We start from the raw sequence: 15802 nt of genomic DNA, 5'->3' as shown, positions 1-15802 counted from the left end.
CCATGAGGCCGGCGCCGCCTCAGCCGGCCCCGAGGGCATTCAGGCTCGGATCTTCGGGCAGGCAGCCGCGGAAATGCCCGAGGCTGCCCTTGGCGGCACGGGCGCAGAAGAAGCGCGACGCGGAGGCGCTGCCGCCCTCCGCCTCACCCGCACGCGGGCGCAGGGTGGACAGGAACCACGCCCGCCCGTCAGCGCCCAGCGCGCTGGCGAAATCCCGCTGGCGGCGGGGCTCTCCCATCAGTTCGGCATAATGGCGCGCCAACCGCCTGAGGGATGCCGCGGGAGCGTGCGTACGCGCCATGTCGCGCGCGCCCACCGCGCCCATCCGCAGCAACCGCTGGGGATTGCAGGCGGCCCGCTCGATCAGCGCCGCCCCGTCCTCGATGCTCTTCGCGACGAAACCGTTGCGATCATGGGAGACGATGGCCGTTTCCGCCGGATTGTCCCACACCAGCGGCACCGCGCCGGCCGACATGGCCTCCACCAGCGCGTTCTCGCCGGTGCCGTAATGCTGCGGGTTGAGCGGATACAGGAACAGGTCGAGCGCCCCGAGGACCGCCCGCGGATCGCAGGCATAGCCCTCGAACCGCACGCGCTCGGGATGCCGCATCGCCGCCGCCCGCGCCGCCACCTCGCCGGCGGGATCGAGCGTGCCCCAGAGCGAAACCCGGACGTCGCCCGCCGCGGCATCCACCATGTCGAAGAAGCCGGGATGCAGCTTGATGAAATCCAGCGTGCCGAGATAGCCGATCCGGACCTTGGGCGCGGCACGGGGCGGGCGCGGCGCAGCATCGACGCCGAACCCGCTGTTCACCACGCCGAACGCCTGCGGGCGCGCCGCAAGCGCGGCCGCGAGATTTTCCGCCTTCAGCGAACAGGGCGAGCTGAACAGCACCTTGTCCGCGAGTTCCGCGAGCGAGGCCGGGATCAAAGGCGGGGCGAGGCCGGAAATATGCACCCACAAGGCGAGGCGCATGGCCGGCAGGGCATTTGCCGCGAGCAGGGCATAGAGGCGCGGATGGTTCCACCATTCCACCTGCACGATGTCCGCATCCGCCACCAGGCGGGCGAGTTCCCGCGGCTCGGGCGCGATGGCGACGGGACAGCCGGCGGCGCGCACGCGCTCGACGAAATGCGTATCGCGCGGCGGCTCGAGCAGGGCGAACCGGTGGCGGAGGGAAGCGGGAGGCCCGAGAGCCAGGGCCGCTTCGGCCAGCGCGGCATGCGCCTTCCCCACGCCGCCGCCCAGGTGGGGGGCGATGTGGAGGATGTTCACTCCGCCGCCGCCGGCAGGCGCGCGGGACGACCACCGGGCGCGGCGACGGCGGGGTTCAATTTCATCTTCGCCTTGAAGGTCGCCAGGATCTGCGGGCGATGGGCATCGATCGTGTCCGGCAGGCAATGGCTGAGCTGGCCGCAGCCGTGGCACACGCCATTCTCCCGACGCTTGCCTTCCAGATGCTGGAGGCGCAGCGCGTTCATCGTATCCGAGGTCCAGATCTCCTTCATGGAGGCGTGGCGCACGTCGCCGATGACCAGCTTGCGGCCCCAGTCGAGGAAGCAGGAGCTGACCTGCCCGTCCGCATTCACGGAATAGCCGTAGAAGATATAGGGGCAGGTATCAGTCTCCCCCACCGGCTGCTGGTAGATGCCGCCGGTGATCTTGACCCCGCTGCGGGCCTCCACGTCGAAATCCGGCCAGCAGGGGGCGAAATTCTCGATGAAGATGCGGTCGCAATGATCGCCGAAGGTCTCGTAGAATTCCGCCCGCTGCGCCTCGGTGATCAGCTCGCCGGGGATCTTGATGACGACCTCGCACTGGCCCTTGTTGGCATAGAGCCATTTCACATTGGCGACGAAGGCCTCGAAATCGAAATCGAAGCCGGTGAAGCGCCGATATTGCTCGCCCGTCATGCCGTCCACCGAGATGTTGATCTTGTCGAGGCCCGCCGCGATCACCGGCGCGAGCCGCTCGGGGCTGAGGAAGGTGCCGTTGGTGGTGGTGTCGATATAGTCCACATGCCCGCTCGCCTTGGCATAGGCGATCATGTCGGCGAGGCGCCGGTTCAGGAACGGCTCGCCGTCCTTGTACAGGCGCAGCACCTTGATCTTGTCGTCGAAGGCGCCGAGATCGTCGATCACCTTGGTGAAGACCTCGAACTTCATGGCGCCCTGGTAGCGGCCGGTCTCGCGGATCAGGCCGCGATGGCCGGTGGGGCAGAAGGTGCATTGGAAATTGCACGCGCTGGCGGGATCCACGAACACCACGAACGGAGTGGCCAGGGGAATCACCGTTTCCAGGGCCGTGCGGCCCTCCAGATTAATGCGCGGCTTGACCTGTGCCTTCATGATCTCTCCACCCACCCGAGCCTGAAGCGCCCGGCTGCCCGCCGGCGCGGACATTCCGCGCCGCGCGGCGCGCGCGCCTTCGCCTGTTGTTCCGGCCATGCCGAAGGACGCAGGCACTCAAGCAGCGGTCCATTGCGCCAAGCTGTCCTGATTGGCCGCCCCAAGCCACAAGCCCGGCGAAAGCATCGTGGAGCAGGCTCCTCCATGGCGCGGACCGGCGCAAACATCCGAGGCGCAGGCGCACGGCCAGACACCCGGCCAGACACCCGGCAGGAGGAGCGAGCATGAGAATTTCGATGCATTCGCGCGATTCTTGGCGCGGCGCGACGAGTGCGCGGCCGGCGGCCTCGGCATGACCGCCTTTCCCCATATGGGCCGCAGCGGCGTGCGGGCGCCCTGCCCCGTGCGGACCCGCAGCTTCGAGGCGCTGCCGGACCGGCGCGCCGCCATCGCCCTGTTGCAGCACCTCAACGCGCGCGCCATCGCGCCGCGCCCGGTCGAGATCGGCGACCGGCCGCTGGCGCTCTATGGCGCCGGCAACCTCGGCAAGCTGGCGCGCCAGCATCTCGATGCCATCGGTCGGCCGATCGCCTTCGTGGTCGATGCGGACGCCGCGCGCCACCGCGCCGATCCCGACTGGCACGGCCTCAGCATCCTCGCGCCGGAGGACGTTGCGCCCCATGTGCGGCGCGAGGCGTTGCTGGCGATTTCCATCGCGAACAACCCGTTCGGGCCGATCCAGGCGGAGCTGGCACGCCAGGGCTGGACGGCCTGCGTGCCGTTCTACGATCTTGCCGAAGGCTTCCGCGCCAGCCACCCGCTGAGCAACGGCTGGTTCAGCGGCGCCCTCGACCTTGCCGGATTCGCCGCCGCGGCCACGGCCCTGGAGCGCTTCGCCGACGATGCCTCGCGCGCCCATTACCTGCGCTTTGCCGCCTGGCACATGGCGCGGGAGGAGTGGGACTTCCCCGCCGCGCCGGTGGTTCCCGCCGCGCGCTTCTTCATTCCCGAGCTCGCCGCGACCCTGCGGGCGGGAACGCGCTTCCTGGACGGCGGCGCCCATCACGGCAGCGTCACGGCGCGCCTGCTGGAGGAGGTGCGCGGACAGATTTCCGCCGTATGGGCGATCGAGCCGGACCCGGCCAATGCCGCCGTGCTGCGCGATTTCGTGGCCGGCCTCGACTGGCGGGTGCGCGCCCGCGTCGAGGTGCTCGGCCATGTGGTCGGCGCGCGGCGCGAGAGCGTGCGCTTCCACGACGGGCTCGGCTATGCCTCGCAGATCTCCCCCACCGGCCAATCCCAGCGCGAGAGCCTGCCCATCGACGCGCTCGGCCTCGACCCGACCTATGTGAAGCTGCATCTGGAGGGCGGCGAGCTGGCCGCGCTCGAAGGCGCCCGCGAGACCCTGCGCCAGCACCGGCCGGCGCTCGCGCTCACCGTCTATCACAATGCCGACGGCCTCGCCCGCACGCCCGGCTGGCTCGCCCAGAACCTTGAAAACTATCAGCTGGTCATGCGGACCCACGCCTGGTGCGGCACCGGCGCCGTGATCTATGCCCTGCCCAAGGAACGCCTGCACAAATGAGCATCTTCGTGAGCGACAGCCGGTTCATCATGGACCTCGGCATGAACAATGGCGACGACACCGCCTATTATCTCGCCAAGGGTTTCAACGTGGTGGCGGTGGAAGCCAACCCGGCCCTGGTCGCCGCCGCGCGGGTGCGTTTGGCCGCCGAGATCGCCGCCACGCGCGTCACCATCCTGCCCAATGCGGTGGCGGGCAAGGCCGGCCGGGTCAGCTTCTTCATCAATGAAGACAACGATCATTGGAGCAGCATGGACAAGGGCTGGGCGGGCCGCGAGGACAGCGCCTGCCATGCCATCGAGGTGGAGGCGCTGACCCTCGGCCAGATCTTCGACATGTTCGGCATTCCCTATTATCTGAAGATCGACGTCGAGGGCGCGGACCGGGACATCCTGTCCCAGCTGGGGCGCCAGCTCATCAAGCCGCTCTATGTCAGCATCGAGGATTGCCGCTTCGGCTTCGAATATATCGAGATGCTGGCGAGCGCGGGATATGACGGGTTCAAGCTCGTCGATCAGTCCACGGTCCACGAGCTGGAAGACGAGGCGATCGGATACAAGTTCCCGCCCGGCTCGTCCGGCCCGTTCGGCCGCGCGCTGCCCGGCCAATGGCTGAACCGGCGGGACATCCACACCGTCTATGCCCGCACCGTGCGGGACCGCTCCGGCACCCGCCTCGCCCCGCGCACCCGCTGGTGGGATATTCACGCCACCAAGCGCTGACCCCCTCGCCGCCGGCGGGCCGGGGGAATTGGGATCCGAAATTTCTCGCGCCAAAACGCGCATCCGTGCCGCGCCGAACGGCCTCCCGCGGCGCCTCCGGGCCCGGCGGATGCACGATTCCGGCTCAAAATGTTTCACGTGAAACAATGACTTAGCGCGGACGAACAGGGGTTTCGTGGCACATCTCCGCGGCCTCTCGGCGGAACAAACCCCTATTCGGGTGGATGTTCGCGCCGAATTTCGGCACGCGGTAATTTCGCCGTTCGGCCCGAGGGCCTCAGGCCCGCGACGCGCTCGCCCCCGCCTGCGGGACGATGCTGACGGCCCCCGGCCCGATGTCCATGGCCCCCGGCCCAATGTCCATGGCCTGCGGCATGATGCTTATGGCCTGCGGCGCTTTGCCGGCGCAGCGCAGGGCATGCATCCGCTCATAGGCTGCTTCCAGGCCCCGGACATAGCGGGTCGCGTCGAACAGGTCCGCGTCGGCGCGGTTGGCCGCGAGGCGGGCGCGCAGGTCGGCCAGGCGCTGGGGATCGCGGGCCAGAGCAAGCGCCAGGGTCTCATACTCCGCCAGCGTGTGGGTGACGAGCTCCGGCAGGCCCACCGCATGCAGCAGGCTGCCGGCGACTCGGCTCGCGAAGCTCTCCCCGGCGCAGGTCACCAGCGGCACGCCGGCCCACAGGGCATCGCTGGCCGTGGTGTGGGCATTATAGGGCAAGGTATCGAGGACCAGGTCCGCATGGCGGTGGCGCGCCAGATGCTCCGCCGGTTCGGCGCGCGGCGCGAACACGATGCGGCCGGGATCGACGCCGAGAGCGCCTGCCTCATAGTGGAGATTGTCCCGCGCCACATCATTGGCCTCGAACAGCCACAGCACCGATCCGGGCACCGCCGCGAGCAGGCGCATCCACACCGCGAAGATATCGGGCGTAATTTTGTAAGTATTGTTGAAGCAGCAGAAGACGAAGCCGCGCTCCGGCAGGCCGCAGGCGGCGCGCGCGGGCACCTGCGCGGCGATGGCGCGGCGGCTGTCATTGGGCTGATAGGTGCCCGGCAATTGGACGATCTTCTCGTCGTAGAGCGGCGCCGCCTCAAGCGGCGTCACGAACGAATCCCCGACGATATAGTCCATGAACGGCGCGCCCATGGTGCCGGGATAGCCGAGAAAATTCACCTGAACCGGCGCCGGGCGCAGGGCCAGGATCTCGGTGCGGCAGCCGAAGGTGTAGCCCTTCAGGTCCACCAATATGTCGATGCCGTCGGCGCGGATGCGGCGCGCCGCTTCTGCGTTGCTCAGATCGCCCACCTCGACGAAATGGTCGAATGCGTCCACCAGCCGGCGCCGCATGGGCGAGCCGTCGTCCGGGCCGTAGGAATAGGCGAAGGTCTCGAACCGGGCGCGGTCGTGCCGCTCGAACGCCTCCACCGCCAGGAACGCCGTGGCATGGGCGAACAGATCGCGCGAGAGATAGCCGACGCGGATGCGCCGGCCGGGCGCGCGCACTTCGTGCACGGGGGGCAGGATGTCTTGCGCCTTCACCCGCACCCCCTGGGCCCAAACCCGCGCGGCGCGCAGATGCTCGGCGGCCGGCACACGGGCGGCGAGGCGCATGAAGGGGCCGGTGCGCGCGCCGGTCCGTTCCAGCACGCGCGTCAGCTGCGCCTCCTCCGCTGCGCCGCCGCGCCACTCGCAGGCATGGCGGCGCTGGATCGAAAGGCCGTAGAGCGCCACCGGGTCGTCCGGCCGCAGCCGCAGCGCCTGGCGGAAGAACTGGATCGCCTGCTGCACCTGCCGGCCCTCGGCGCAGATGCTGCCGAGATTGATATAGGCCTCCACATGGGCGGGATCGGCGGCGAGCGCGGCATTGAAGGCGGCCACCGCCTCCGCAAGCCGGCGCATCTCGAACAGAACGAGGCCCCGGTCGGCATGGAGCGCGGCAAGCCCCGGCTTCGCGGCGCAGGCGGCATCCAGCAAGGCGAGGGCGTCCCCATCGCGCCCCTCGTGATAGGCGGCGATGGCCTGCTGGCCGAGATGTTCGGCCACCAGCACGCCCCGCGCCAGGGCGGCGAGCAGGGTTTCCCGCGCGGCGCGCGGGTCCCCCTTTGCCACCAGGGCGGCGGCAAGGCCGAGCCAGGCGTCGGCCTGCTTGGGATCGAGCGCGAGCGCCTGGCGATACAGGGCTTCCGCGCCCGCGCCATCGCCGGCTTGGCGCGCCGCGCGGGCCCGGACCATCAGCCCGAGCGCGGCGGCGATCGCGCCCACCCGCGCCTGCGGACGGCCCTGCGCCGCCCGTGCCCTCTGCTGCCTGCCCATGGATGCGAAGCCCCTGTTCGTGCCCGCTTCCGCCGGCCGCACGCGCGCCGGCCCGTCGCGGGACGCTCCGCCCGGGACCCTGCCCCCGCGACCTTGCGCGGGGCTGGACGCACGCAGGGCCGGGGCGTCGCGCGCACAAGACCCCAAGGCGGATCGACATTCGCCGCCGTGGCGCATCGTCGAGGGGCTGCCGGTGCGCGAGATTGCCTCGCCTTGGGGGCTCGTGATGGCCCGGCATGTCCCCGCCATCCACCCCGGCCCGCCGGCGCGTGCCGTGAAGGGCGGGGCCGACGGCGCAGCGTGGATACCCGGGACGCCCGTGCAGGACGATGCGCTGCCGCAGCGAGGAACGGCGCGCGACTCGAGCCAGCTCAAGAGTTTCCCGCCCATTCCTCCATATTGGATGCATCTGTCGCCAACGACGCCTTCCTCTCGCCGCAATAAGCCTCTACACCTCCAGTCCTCAGCGGTGGCGCCGGAAACGGCGACTTGGGGAACGGACGGATGTACTCCGGCCCCGGAGCATAGCTTGAGACAGGAAGCCCCGCGTGAGCGGGGCTTTTTTGTTGTCTACATGCCCCGAAAATCCATTCCTCTAGGGCATCCCCCACCCGGCTCTGGAAACGGGACCTTGGCGCCAAAAGCCAGACACGCTATCCCCCCTCGGGGAAGGCAGGTGAGCGCGCATGTCGCGCGCACCGGAGAAGGGGGCAAGGCATGATCAAACAGTGGGTTCTTGCGGCAGCGTTCACGGCGGCGCTGACGGCGGCGGCATCCGCGCAGGCGGTGAAACCCTACGGCCAGGGCTTCGACGGCTGGGTCTTCACGGTGACCCAGGAGAAGCCGGACCTGTTCAATTGCCGCGCTACCCGCAAGCTCGGCGGCCGCGAAGACATCATGGCCCTGCGCACGAACATGGACGGCTATCTCAGCGTGAAGTCGGAAGGGCGCACCGGCAAGTTCAAGGGCACCCTCGTCAATGTCATCGGCCAGCCCCGGGGGCGCCTGGAATGGACCGTGACCGCCGAAGCCGCAGGGCCGCGCATGTGGTTTCCGCTGGACCTCGGCGCCATCGGAACCCTCGCCGCGGCCGGCGGCTTCGAGTTCAGCCTCGGCGACACCGAGGATACCGGCAAGGTCAACCTGGGCAAGCGCGCCGGCGAGGCCTGGGCGCGCGTCAACCAATGCGCCATCGCCAGCCAGAAGAAGCCCGGCCGCTGACCGCAGCCTGGCCACGGCGAGGGGCGGGAAAGGGATAAGCGGGAAGGCGGCGCGCGCGAGCCGCCTTCCCGCCGTGCGGCACGGGCCGGCGGCTCACTTGCCGCGGGCGATGTCCAGCAGGGCTTCGGCGCGCTTCACCGCCATGGGGAAGAACGGCTGCGCCGGTGCTTCCCTGGCGAAGCAGGCGCGGTAGGCCTGCGAACCCGAGTCATTGATGCGGGTCAGCTCGTCCCAGCGCGGATCCTCGCTCTTATTGTCCTTTTCGATCGCCTTCTGCAGCGCCTCGGCCTTGGTCTTGTAGGGAGACCAGATCGCCTCGCAGGCTTTGATGGGCTTGATGTCCAGCTTCGCCATGGTCAGGCCGATCATGGCCTTGCCGTCGGCGATCCGGACGATGGCGATCTGGTTGGGGGCGATGTTGCCGGGCGGCTCGTCGGCCTGGAGGCCGAGCACCGCGAGGGCGGTTTCCCCGGGCGCGGCGGTCACCGGCAGGTCCACATAGGGCTGGTAATAGCCGCCGTCGAAGGCGAGCGCATTCTGGAAGAATTCAGCCGTCGCCATGGCCGATTTCACGCCGCCGGCGAGCGCCGCGGGCGCCCCGTCGTCCTTGGCGCGCGCGGCCAGCCAGGGCTGGAACACGCTGTCCGGGGTCACCACGAGGCGGGTGTTGAAGTCCTTGGTCGCGAAGGCCAGCCCGTCGAGCTGCCGGGTCGGGCTGCTCTCGTCGTAGATGAACGTGAAGAGCGTGTATTGCGGCGCGCCGAGGCCCTTGAACTTCAGCGGGCCGAGGGCGGTGGCCAGGCGCTTGCCGAGATCCTTGAGGGCGGCCTCCTCGCGCTTGACCACGCCCGCATCCCCGCTCTTGCCCGCCTTGGCGGCGGCAACTGATGCGGCGATGGCCTTGTCGCGGGCGGCGACATAATCGCCCAGCGCATCGGCCGCTGCGGCGCCCGGCAGCGCGGCCGCGAGGAACAGGGCGCAAGCGAGCGGACGGACTAATCCTCTCATGGGCTTTCCTTCAAAGACGGCGAACCGGTCCTGCCGGCCCGCGCGCAACGGAAGGTCAAGTCCGGCCAAGGTCAAGCCCGAAATGCGCGCGGCCTTGCGCCGCCCCTTTTTTCCCGTGCCTCTTTTTCCCGCGCGCCTGCAACGCGCCCCCTCAACGTGCCCCCCTCAACACGCCCGGCGCCATGGCGCGCAGGTCGCGGGCCGCCCTCGCGCGATGCTATTCCGCCGGCGCCAGAGGCGGGGCGGCGGGTCCGGGTGCGTCACGGCGCACCGCGGCCGGGCGACGCCGCAGGCGGTCCAGCAGCAGATAGACCACCGGGGTGGTGTAGAGCGTCAGGATCTGGCTCACCATCAGCCCGCCGATGATGGTGATGCCCAGCGGCTGGCGCAGTTCCGCCCCCGTGCCCGAGGCAAGCGCCAGCGGCACGGCGCCGAAGATCGCCGCGAGCGTGGTCATGAGGATCGGCCGGAAGCGCTGGAGGCAGGCTTCGCGGATCGCCGCCTCCGGCGAGAAGCCGCGCGTGCGTTCAGCGTCCAGCGCGAAATCCACCATCATGATGGCGTTCTTCTTCACGATGCCGATCAGCAGGATCACGCCGATCAGCGCGATCAGGCTGAACTCGCTCTTGCACACGATGAGCGCCAGCACCGCCCCCACCCCCGCCGACGGCAAGGTGGACAGGATCGTCAAGGGGTGGACGAAGCTCTCGTACAGGATGCCGAGCACCACATAGACGCTCAGCAGCGCCACCACGATCAGCAGCGGCTGGGTGCCGAGCGATTGCTGGAACAGCTTGGCGGTGCCCTGCGAGGTGCCGTGAATGCTCGCGGGAACGCCGAGCTGCGTCATCTTGCGGTTGATCGCCGCCAGCCCCTCGCCGAGCGTCACGCCCGGCTTGAGATTGAACGACAGCGTGCTCGCCGCGAACAGGCCCTGGTGGTTCACCGCCAGCGGCGTGGTGCCGGGGCCGAAGGTGGCGAAGGCGGACAGCGGCACCGAGAGATTGAACCTGGTGCTCACCGCGGCGCCGGTGGAGGCGCCCGACTTGGTGGTGTTGGCGATGCGGTTGGTATTGGCGTTGCGCACCGCGTCCGCCGAAAGCGCATCGGCCGAGCCGGTCAGCTGGGTGGACACCGCCGCCAGCGCCGCCGTCGACGCGCTGCCCGCCAGCGCCCCGCCCGAGGTGGAGACGCGGATATCGTCGAGGGTGCGCGGGTCCTGCCAATAGGCCGGAGCCACCTCCATCACCACATGATACTGGTTCAGCGGGGCATAGATGGTGGAGACCTGCCGCTGGCCGAACGCGTCATAGAGCGTGTTCGAGATCTGGCTCATGGAGAGGCCGAGCCGGGCGGCGGTGTCGCGGTCGATGGTGAGATCGACCTCCAGCCCCTTCTCCTGGGTGTCGGTATTCACGTCGGCGATTTCCGGCACGCCGCGCAGGGCTTCCAGGATCTTCGGCGTCCATTGCCGCAGGAGATCCAGATCGTCGCTTTGCAGCGTGTATTGATATTGCGCGTTGCTCTGCCGCCCGCCGGCGCGCACGTCCTGCATGGCCTGGAGGAACAAGGTCGCCCCGGGCACCTTGCCGAGCTTGGGGCGCAGGCGCGCGATCACCTGGTCGGCGTTGACGTCGCGCGCCTCCAGCGGCTTCAGCGCGACGAACAGATAGCCCGAATTGGTCTGCGCCCCGCCGGTGTAGCCCACCACGGTGTCCACCGCCGGGTCGGATTTCACGATGTCGACGAAGCGGCCGAGCTTCTCGCGCATGAGCTGGAACGAAATGCTCTGGTCGGCCTGGATGACGCCGATGAGCTGGCCGATGTCCTGCTGGGGAAAGAAGCCCTTCGGCACCACGGTGAACAGGTGCACGTTGAGCGCCACGGTGGCGGCGAGGATCGTCAGCACGAACAGGCGGTGGCGGAGCGCCCAGCCGAGCGTCACATCATAGCCCGACAGCACCGCGCCGAACGCCCGGGCGCCGAACCGGCCGAGCCGGCCGGGCGGCGTGTGCGTGGGCGGGGAGATGAGCCGCGCGCACATCATCGGCGTGAGCGTCAGCGACACCACCAGCGACACCAGGATGGTGATGGAGAGCGTGACCGCGAATTCGCGGAAGAAGCGCCCGACAATCCCGCCCATCAGAAGGATGGGGATGAACACCGCGATCAGCGACAGGCTCATGGAGAGGACGGTGAAGCCCACTTCCTTCGCCCCGAGCAGCGCCGCTTCCATGCGCGTCATGCCCGCTTCCACATGGCGCGTCACGTTCTCCAGCACCACGATGGCATCGTCCACCACGAAACCGGTGGCGATGGTCAGCGCCATCAGGGAGAAATTGTCGAGGCTGTAGCCCAGCAGGTACATGAAGCCGAACGTGCCGATGAGCGACACCGGCACGGCGATGCTCGGAATGAGCGCGGTGCGCAGATCGTGCAGGAACAGCAGCACCACCGCCACCACCAGGATCACCGCCAGCACCAGGCTGCGCTCGACATCGTGCAGCGAGGCGCGAATCGATCCGGTGCGGTCCATGGCGATGGAAAGATCGATATCGGCGGGGATCGAGGCGCGCAGTTCCGGCAGCACCGCCTTCACGCGCTCCACCGCCTCGATGATGTTGGCGCCCGGCTCGCGCGAGATGACGAGCACCACCGAGGGGCTGCCGTTGGTCAGGCCCTCGTTGCGCACGTTCTCGACCGAATCCACCACCTCCGCCACCTCGGAGAGGTGCACCGGCGCGCCGTTGCGATAGGCGACGACGAGGTTGCGATAGGCGGCGGCCTCGTGCGCCTGGTCGTTGGTGTAGATCTGATAGCGCTTGTCGCCCTCCTCGATCGCCCCCTTCGGCGCATTGGCATTGGCGGAGGCGAGCGCGGCGCGGATGTCCTCCAGCCCGATGCCGTACTGGAACAAAGCGTGGGGATTGATCTCCACCCGCACCGCCGGCAGCGAGGAGCCGCCGATGGTCACGAGCCCCACGCCCTTCACCTGCGACAGCTTTTGCGACAGCACGGTGGCGGCGGAATCATAGAGCTGGCCGCGGCTCAGCGTCTTGGAGGTCAGCGCCAGGATCATGATCGGCGCGTCGGCGGGATTGACCTTGCGATAGGTGGGATTGCTGCGCAGCGCCGCCGGCAGGTCCGCCCGCGCCGCATTGATGGCCGCCTGCACGTCGCGCGCCGCGCCGTCGATGTCGCGGTCGAGGCCGAATTGCAGGGTGATGCGGGTGGAACCGAGCGTGCTGTTGGAGGTGATCTCCGACACGTCGGCGATCTGGCCGAGATGGCGCTCCAGCGGCGTCGCGACCGTGGAGGCCATGGTCTCGGGGCTGGCGCCCGGCATGGAGGCCGTGACCTGGATGGTCGGCAGATCCACCTGCGGCAGCGGGGAGACCGGCAGGAAGAAGAAGGCGAGCGCCCCCGCCGCCGCGAACCCCGCCGTCAGCAGCGTGGTCGCGATGGACCGCCGGATGAAGGGGGCGGAAATGTTCATTCCGCCGGTTCCACCGCCATGCGGGGCCGACCGGAGAGGCGCCGCGCCAGGTTCTCGAACGCGAGGTAGATCACCGGCGTGGTGAACAAGGTCAGCACCTGGCTCACCACCAGCCCGCCGACGATGGCGACGCCGAGCGGCTGGCGCAGCTCCGACCCGTCGCCCGAGCCGAGCATCAGCGGCAGCGCGCCGAGGATCGCCGCGAGCGTGGTCATCAGGATCGGCCGGAAGCGCAGCAGGCAGGCCTGATAGATCGCCTCCGCGGGAGTCAGGCCCTGGTTGCGTTCCGCATCGAGGGCGAAGTCGATCATCATGATCGCATTCTTCTTCACGATGCCGATCAGCAGGATGATGCCGATGATGCCGATGATGTCGAGTTCCCCGCCCATGGCCATCAGACCCAGCAGCGCGCCGACGCTGGCCGAGGGCAAGGTGGAGAGAATGGTGATGGGGTGGATGTAGCTCTCATAGAGCACGCCCAGCACGATATAGACCGTGACGATGGCGGCGAGGATCAGCAGCAGCTCGTTGCCGAGCGCCGCCTGAAACGCCAGCGCGGCGCCCTGGAACGAGGTGACGACGCTCGCCGGCAGGGCGATGTCGCGCTCCGCCTGCTGCACCGCCGCCACCGCCGCGTCCAGGGACGCACCGGGGGCGAGGTTGAAGGAGACCGTCACCGCCGGGAACTGGCTGAGATGGCTGATCTGCAACGGCGCCGGCCGCTCGGTGATGGTGGCGATGGCCGACAGCGGCACCTGCGTTCCGTTCGCCCCGGGCAGATAGACCGTATCGAGGGATTTCAGCGTGGCCTGCAGCTTGGGATCGGCCTCCAGGATCACGCGATACTGGCTGGTCTGGGTGAAGATGGTGGAGATGATGCGCTGACCGAAGGAATCGTAGAGCGCATTGTCCACCGTCGCCATGGTGATGCCGAACCGGGCGGCGGTGTCGCGATCCACCGTGATGTCCACGGCAAGCCCCCGGTCCTGCAGATTGCTGGTGACGTCCGCGAGTTCCGGGCTGCGGGACAGGCGGTCCAGCAGGCGCGGCACCCACAGCGACAGCTCCGCCGGATCGGTATCCTGGAGCACGAAGGTATATTGCCCGCGGCCCGAGGTGGCGTCGATCGTCAGGTCCTGCACCGGCTGGAGATAGAGCGCGACGCCGGACAGCTGCGCCACGTCCGCCGTGATGCGGCGGATCACCTGGGAGACGCTCGCCGTGCGCTCGCCCTTCGGCTTCAGCTCGATGAGGAAGCGGCCGGTGTTGAGCGTGGCGTTCGTGCCGTCCGCGCCGATGAAGGAGGAGAGCGCGGAGACGTCCGGATCCTTCAAGATGGCGGCGGCCAGCGCCTGCTGGCGCTCTGCCATGGCGGCATAGGAGATGGATTGCGGGCCTTCCGAGACGCCCGAGATCAGCCCCGTGTCCTGCACCGGGAAGAAGCCTTTCGGGATCGCCACGTAAAGCGCAACGGTCAGGCCGAGGGTCGCCAAAGCCACCAGCAGGGTCGCACCCTGGTGGCGCAGCACCACGCGCAGCATGGCGCCATAAGTGGAGATCACGCCGTCGAACCAGGTGCGCTTGCGGGCGCCCGCGCCCTCCGGCCGCGCTTTCAGCAGCCGCGCGCACAGCATCGGCACGAGGGTCAGCGAGACCACGGCCGAGATCAGGATCGTCACCGCCAGCGTGATGGCGAATTCGCGGAACAGGCGGCCCACCACGTCGGCCATGAACAGCAGGGGGATCAGCACCGCGATCAGCGACACCGTCAGCGAGACGATGGTGAAGCCGATCTGCGCCGAGCCCTTCAGCGCCGCGTCGAACGGCTTCAGCCCCATTTCGATATGACGGGCGATGTTCTCGATCATGACGATGGCATCGTCCACCACGAAGCCGGTGGCGATGGTCAGCGCCATGAGCGAGAGATTGTTGAGCGAGAAGCCCGCCAGATACATCACCGCGAAGGTGCCGACGATGGAGAGCGGCACCGAGAGGCTGGGAATGACGGTGGCGGGGATATCGCGCAGGAACACGAAGATCACCAGCACCACCAGCACCAAGGCGAGCACCAGTTCCAGCTCCACGTCGCGCACCGAGGCGCGGATGGTGGTGGTGCGGTCGGTGAGCACGGCGACATCCACGCTCGACGGCAGGGTGGCGGTGAGTTCCGGCAGCAGCGCCTTGATCTCGTCCACCACGGCGATCACGTTCGCGCCCGGCTGGCGCTGGATGTTGAGGATGATGGCCGGCGTGGTGTTCATCCAGGCGGCGAGCTTGTCGTTCTCGGCCCCGGCGATCACCTCCGCCACCTGGGAGAGGCGCACCGGCGCGCCCTTGCGATAGGCGATGACGAGATCGCTATAGATGGCCGGGTCGCGGATCTGGTCGTTGGCGTTCACCGAATAGGCCCGCATGGGGCCGTCGAAACTGCCCTTGGGCGTGTTCACATTGGCATTGGCGATGCTGGTGCGCAGGTCGTCGATATTGAGCCCGTAGGCGGCGAGCGCGGAGAGATTGGCGCGGATGCGCACCGCCGGCCGCTGGCCGCCGGACAGGCTCACGAGGCCGACGCCGGCCACCTGCGAGAGTTTCTGTGCCACCCGCGTGTCGGCGAGATCCTGAAGCTCGGTGGGCGCGAGCGTCTTCGAGGTCACCGCCAGGGTGAGGATGGGCGCGTCGGCGGGGTTCACCTTGGCATAGATCGGCGGCGCCGGAAGATCGGCGGGCAGCAGGTTGCCGGCGGCATTGATCGCCGCCTGAACCTCCTGTTCCGCCACGTCGAGGGAGAGTTCCAGGCCGAATTGCAGCGTGATGACCGAGGCGCCCGCCGAGGAGGAGGACGACATCTGCTTGAGATTCGGCATCTGCCCGAGCTGGCGCTCCAGCGGCGCCGTGATCGAGGAGGTCATCACCTCCGGGCTGGCGCCGGGATAGAAGGTGCGCACGGCGATGGTGGGATAATCCACCTCCGGCAGGGCGGAGAGCGGCAGGAAGCGGAACGCCACGATGCCGACCAGCAGCAGCGCCGCCATCAGCAGGAAGGTGGCGACCGGCCGCACGATGAAAGGCTGGGAGGGATTCACGCCGCTCTCTCCGCCGCCGTCGCC

General features: G+C 68.8%; 9 protein-coding genes. 3 read left to right on the top strand and 6 right to left on the bottom strand.

Going from position 1 to position 15802, the window contains the following annotated elements:
* Positions 1-19 precede the first annotated feature (19 nt).
* Together V5F84_RS04985 and V5F84_RS04980 are read right to left on the bottom strand one after the other, a co-directional pair.
* The gene (locus V5F84_RS04985) at positions 20-1276 is read right to left on the bottom strand and encodes a glycosyltransferase (protein ID WP_394043625.1); all 1257 of its coding nucleotides are present in this window, start codon (positions 1274-1276) and stop codon (positions 20-22) included.
* Positions 1273-2349, bottom strand: coding sequence for a radical SAM/SPASM domain-containing protein (locus V5F84_RS04980; RefSeq protein ID WP_394043624.1), 1077 nt, complete (start codon positions 2347-2349; stop codon positions 1273-1275). The genes V5F84_RS04985 and V5F84_RS04980 overlap by 4 nt, the downstream gene beginning before the upstream one ends.
* Before the next feature lie 352 nt (positions 2350-2701).
* On the opposite strand from V5F84_RS04980, the gene V5F84_RS04975 reads away from it, so the two are divergent.
* Positions 2702-3934: an FkbM family methyltransferase gene (locus tag V5F84_RS04975; protein ID WP_394043623.1), complete on the top strand. Its 1233-nt coding sequence runs from the start codon at positions 2702-2704 to the stop codon at positions 3932-3934.
* Positions 3931-4656 (top strand): FkbM family methyltransferase, encoded by a 726-nt coding sequence (locus V5F84_RS04970; RefSeq protein WP_394043622.1) that lies wholly within the window; start codon positions 3931-3933, stop codon positions 4654-4656. Before V5F84_RS04975 ends, V5F84_RS04970 begins: the two co-directional genes overlap by 4 nt.
* 277 nt (positions 4657-4933) lie before the next feature.
* Here V5F84_RS04970 and V5F84_RS04965 read toward each other — a convergent pair whose 3' ends face one another.
* The gene (locus V5F84_RS04965; RefSeq protein ID WP_394043621.1) at positions 4934-6970 is read right to left on the bottom strand and encodes an O-linked N-acetylglucosamine transferase, SPINDLY family protein; all 2037 of its coding nucleotides are present in this window, start codon (positions 6968-6970) and stop codon (positions 4934-4936) included.
* A gap of 717 nt (positions 6971-7687) precedes the next feature.
* Here V5F84_RS04965 and V5F84_RS04960 point away from each other — a divergent pair.
* The gene (locus V5F84_RS04960; protein WP_394043620.1) at positions 7688-8191 is read left to right on the top strand and encodes a hypothetical protein; all 504 of its coding nucleotides are present in this window, start codon (positions 7688-7690) and stop codon (positions 8189-8191) included.
* A gap of 93 nt (positions 8192-8284) precedes the next feature.
* Here V5F84_RS04960 and V5F84_RS04955 read toward each other — a convergent pair whose 3' ends face one another.
* The 3 genes from V5F84_RS04955 to V5F84_RS04945 form a co-directional block, all read right to left on the bottom strand.
* Positions 8285-9199: a hypothetical protein gene (locus tag V5F84_RS04955; protein ID WP_394043619.1), complete on the bottom strand. Its 915-nt coding sequence runs from the start codon at positions 9197-9199 to the stop codon at positions 8285-8287.
* A gap of 217 nt (positions 9200-9416) precedes the next feature.
* The gene (locus tag V5F84_RS04950) at positions 9417-12695 is read right to left on the bottom strand and encodes an efflux RND transporter permease subunit (RefSeq protein ID WP_394043618.1); all 3279 of its coding nucleotides are present in this window, start codon (positions 12693-12695) and stop codon (positions 9417-9419) included.
* On the bottom strand, positions 12692-15778 hold the full coding sequence (locus V5F84_RS04945; RefSeq protein ID WP_394043617.1) for an MdtB/MuxB family multidrug efflux RND transporter permease subunit: 3087 nt from the start codon (positions 15776-15778) through the stop codon (positions 12692-12694). The genes V5F84_RS04950 and V5F84_RS04945 overlap by 4 nt, the downstream gene beginning before the upstream one ends.
* Between the last annotated feature and the right edge of the window lie 24 nt (positions 15779-15802).

Source organism: Roseixanthobacter liquoris (genome assembly GCF_043195135.2).
GTDB lineage: Bacteria > Pseudomonadota > Alphaproteobacteria > Rhizobiales > Xanthobacteraceae > NCEH01.
This window is presented reverse-complemented; position numbering and strand designations above follow the sequence as displayed.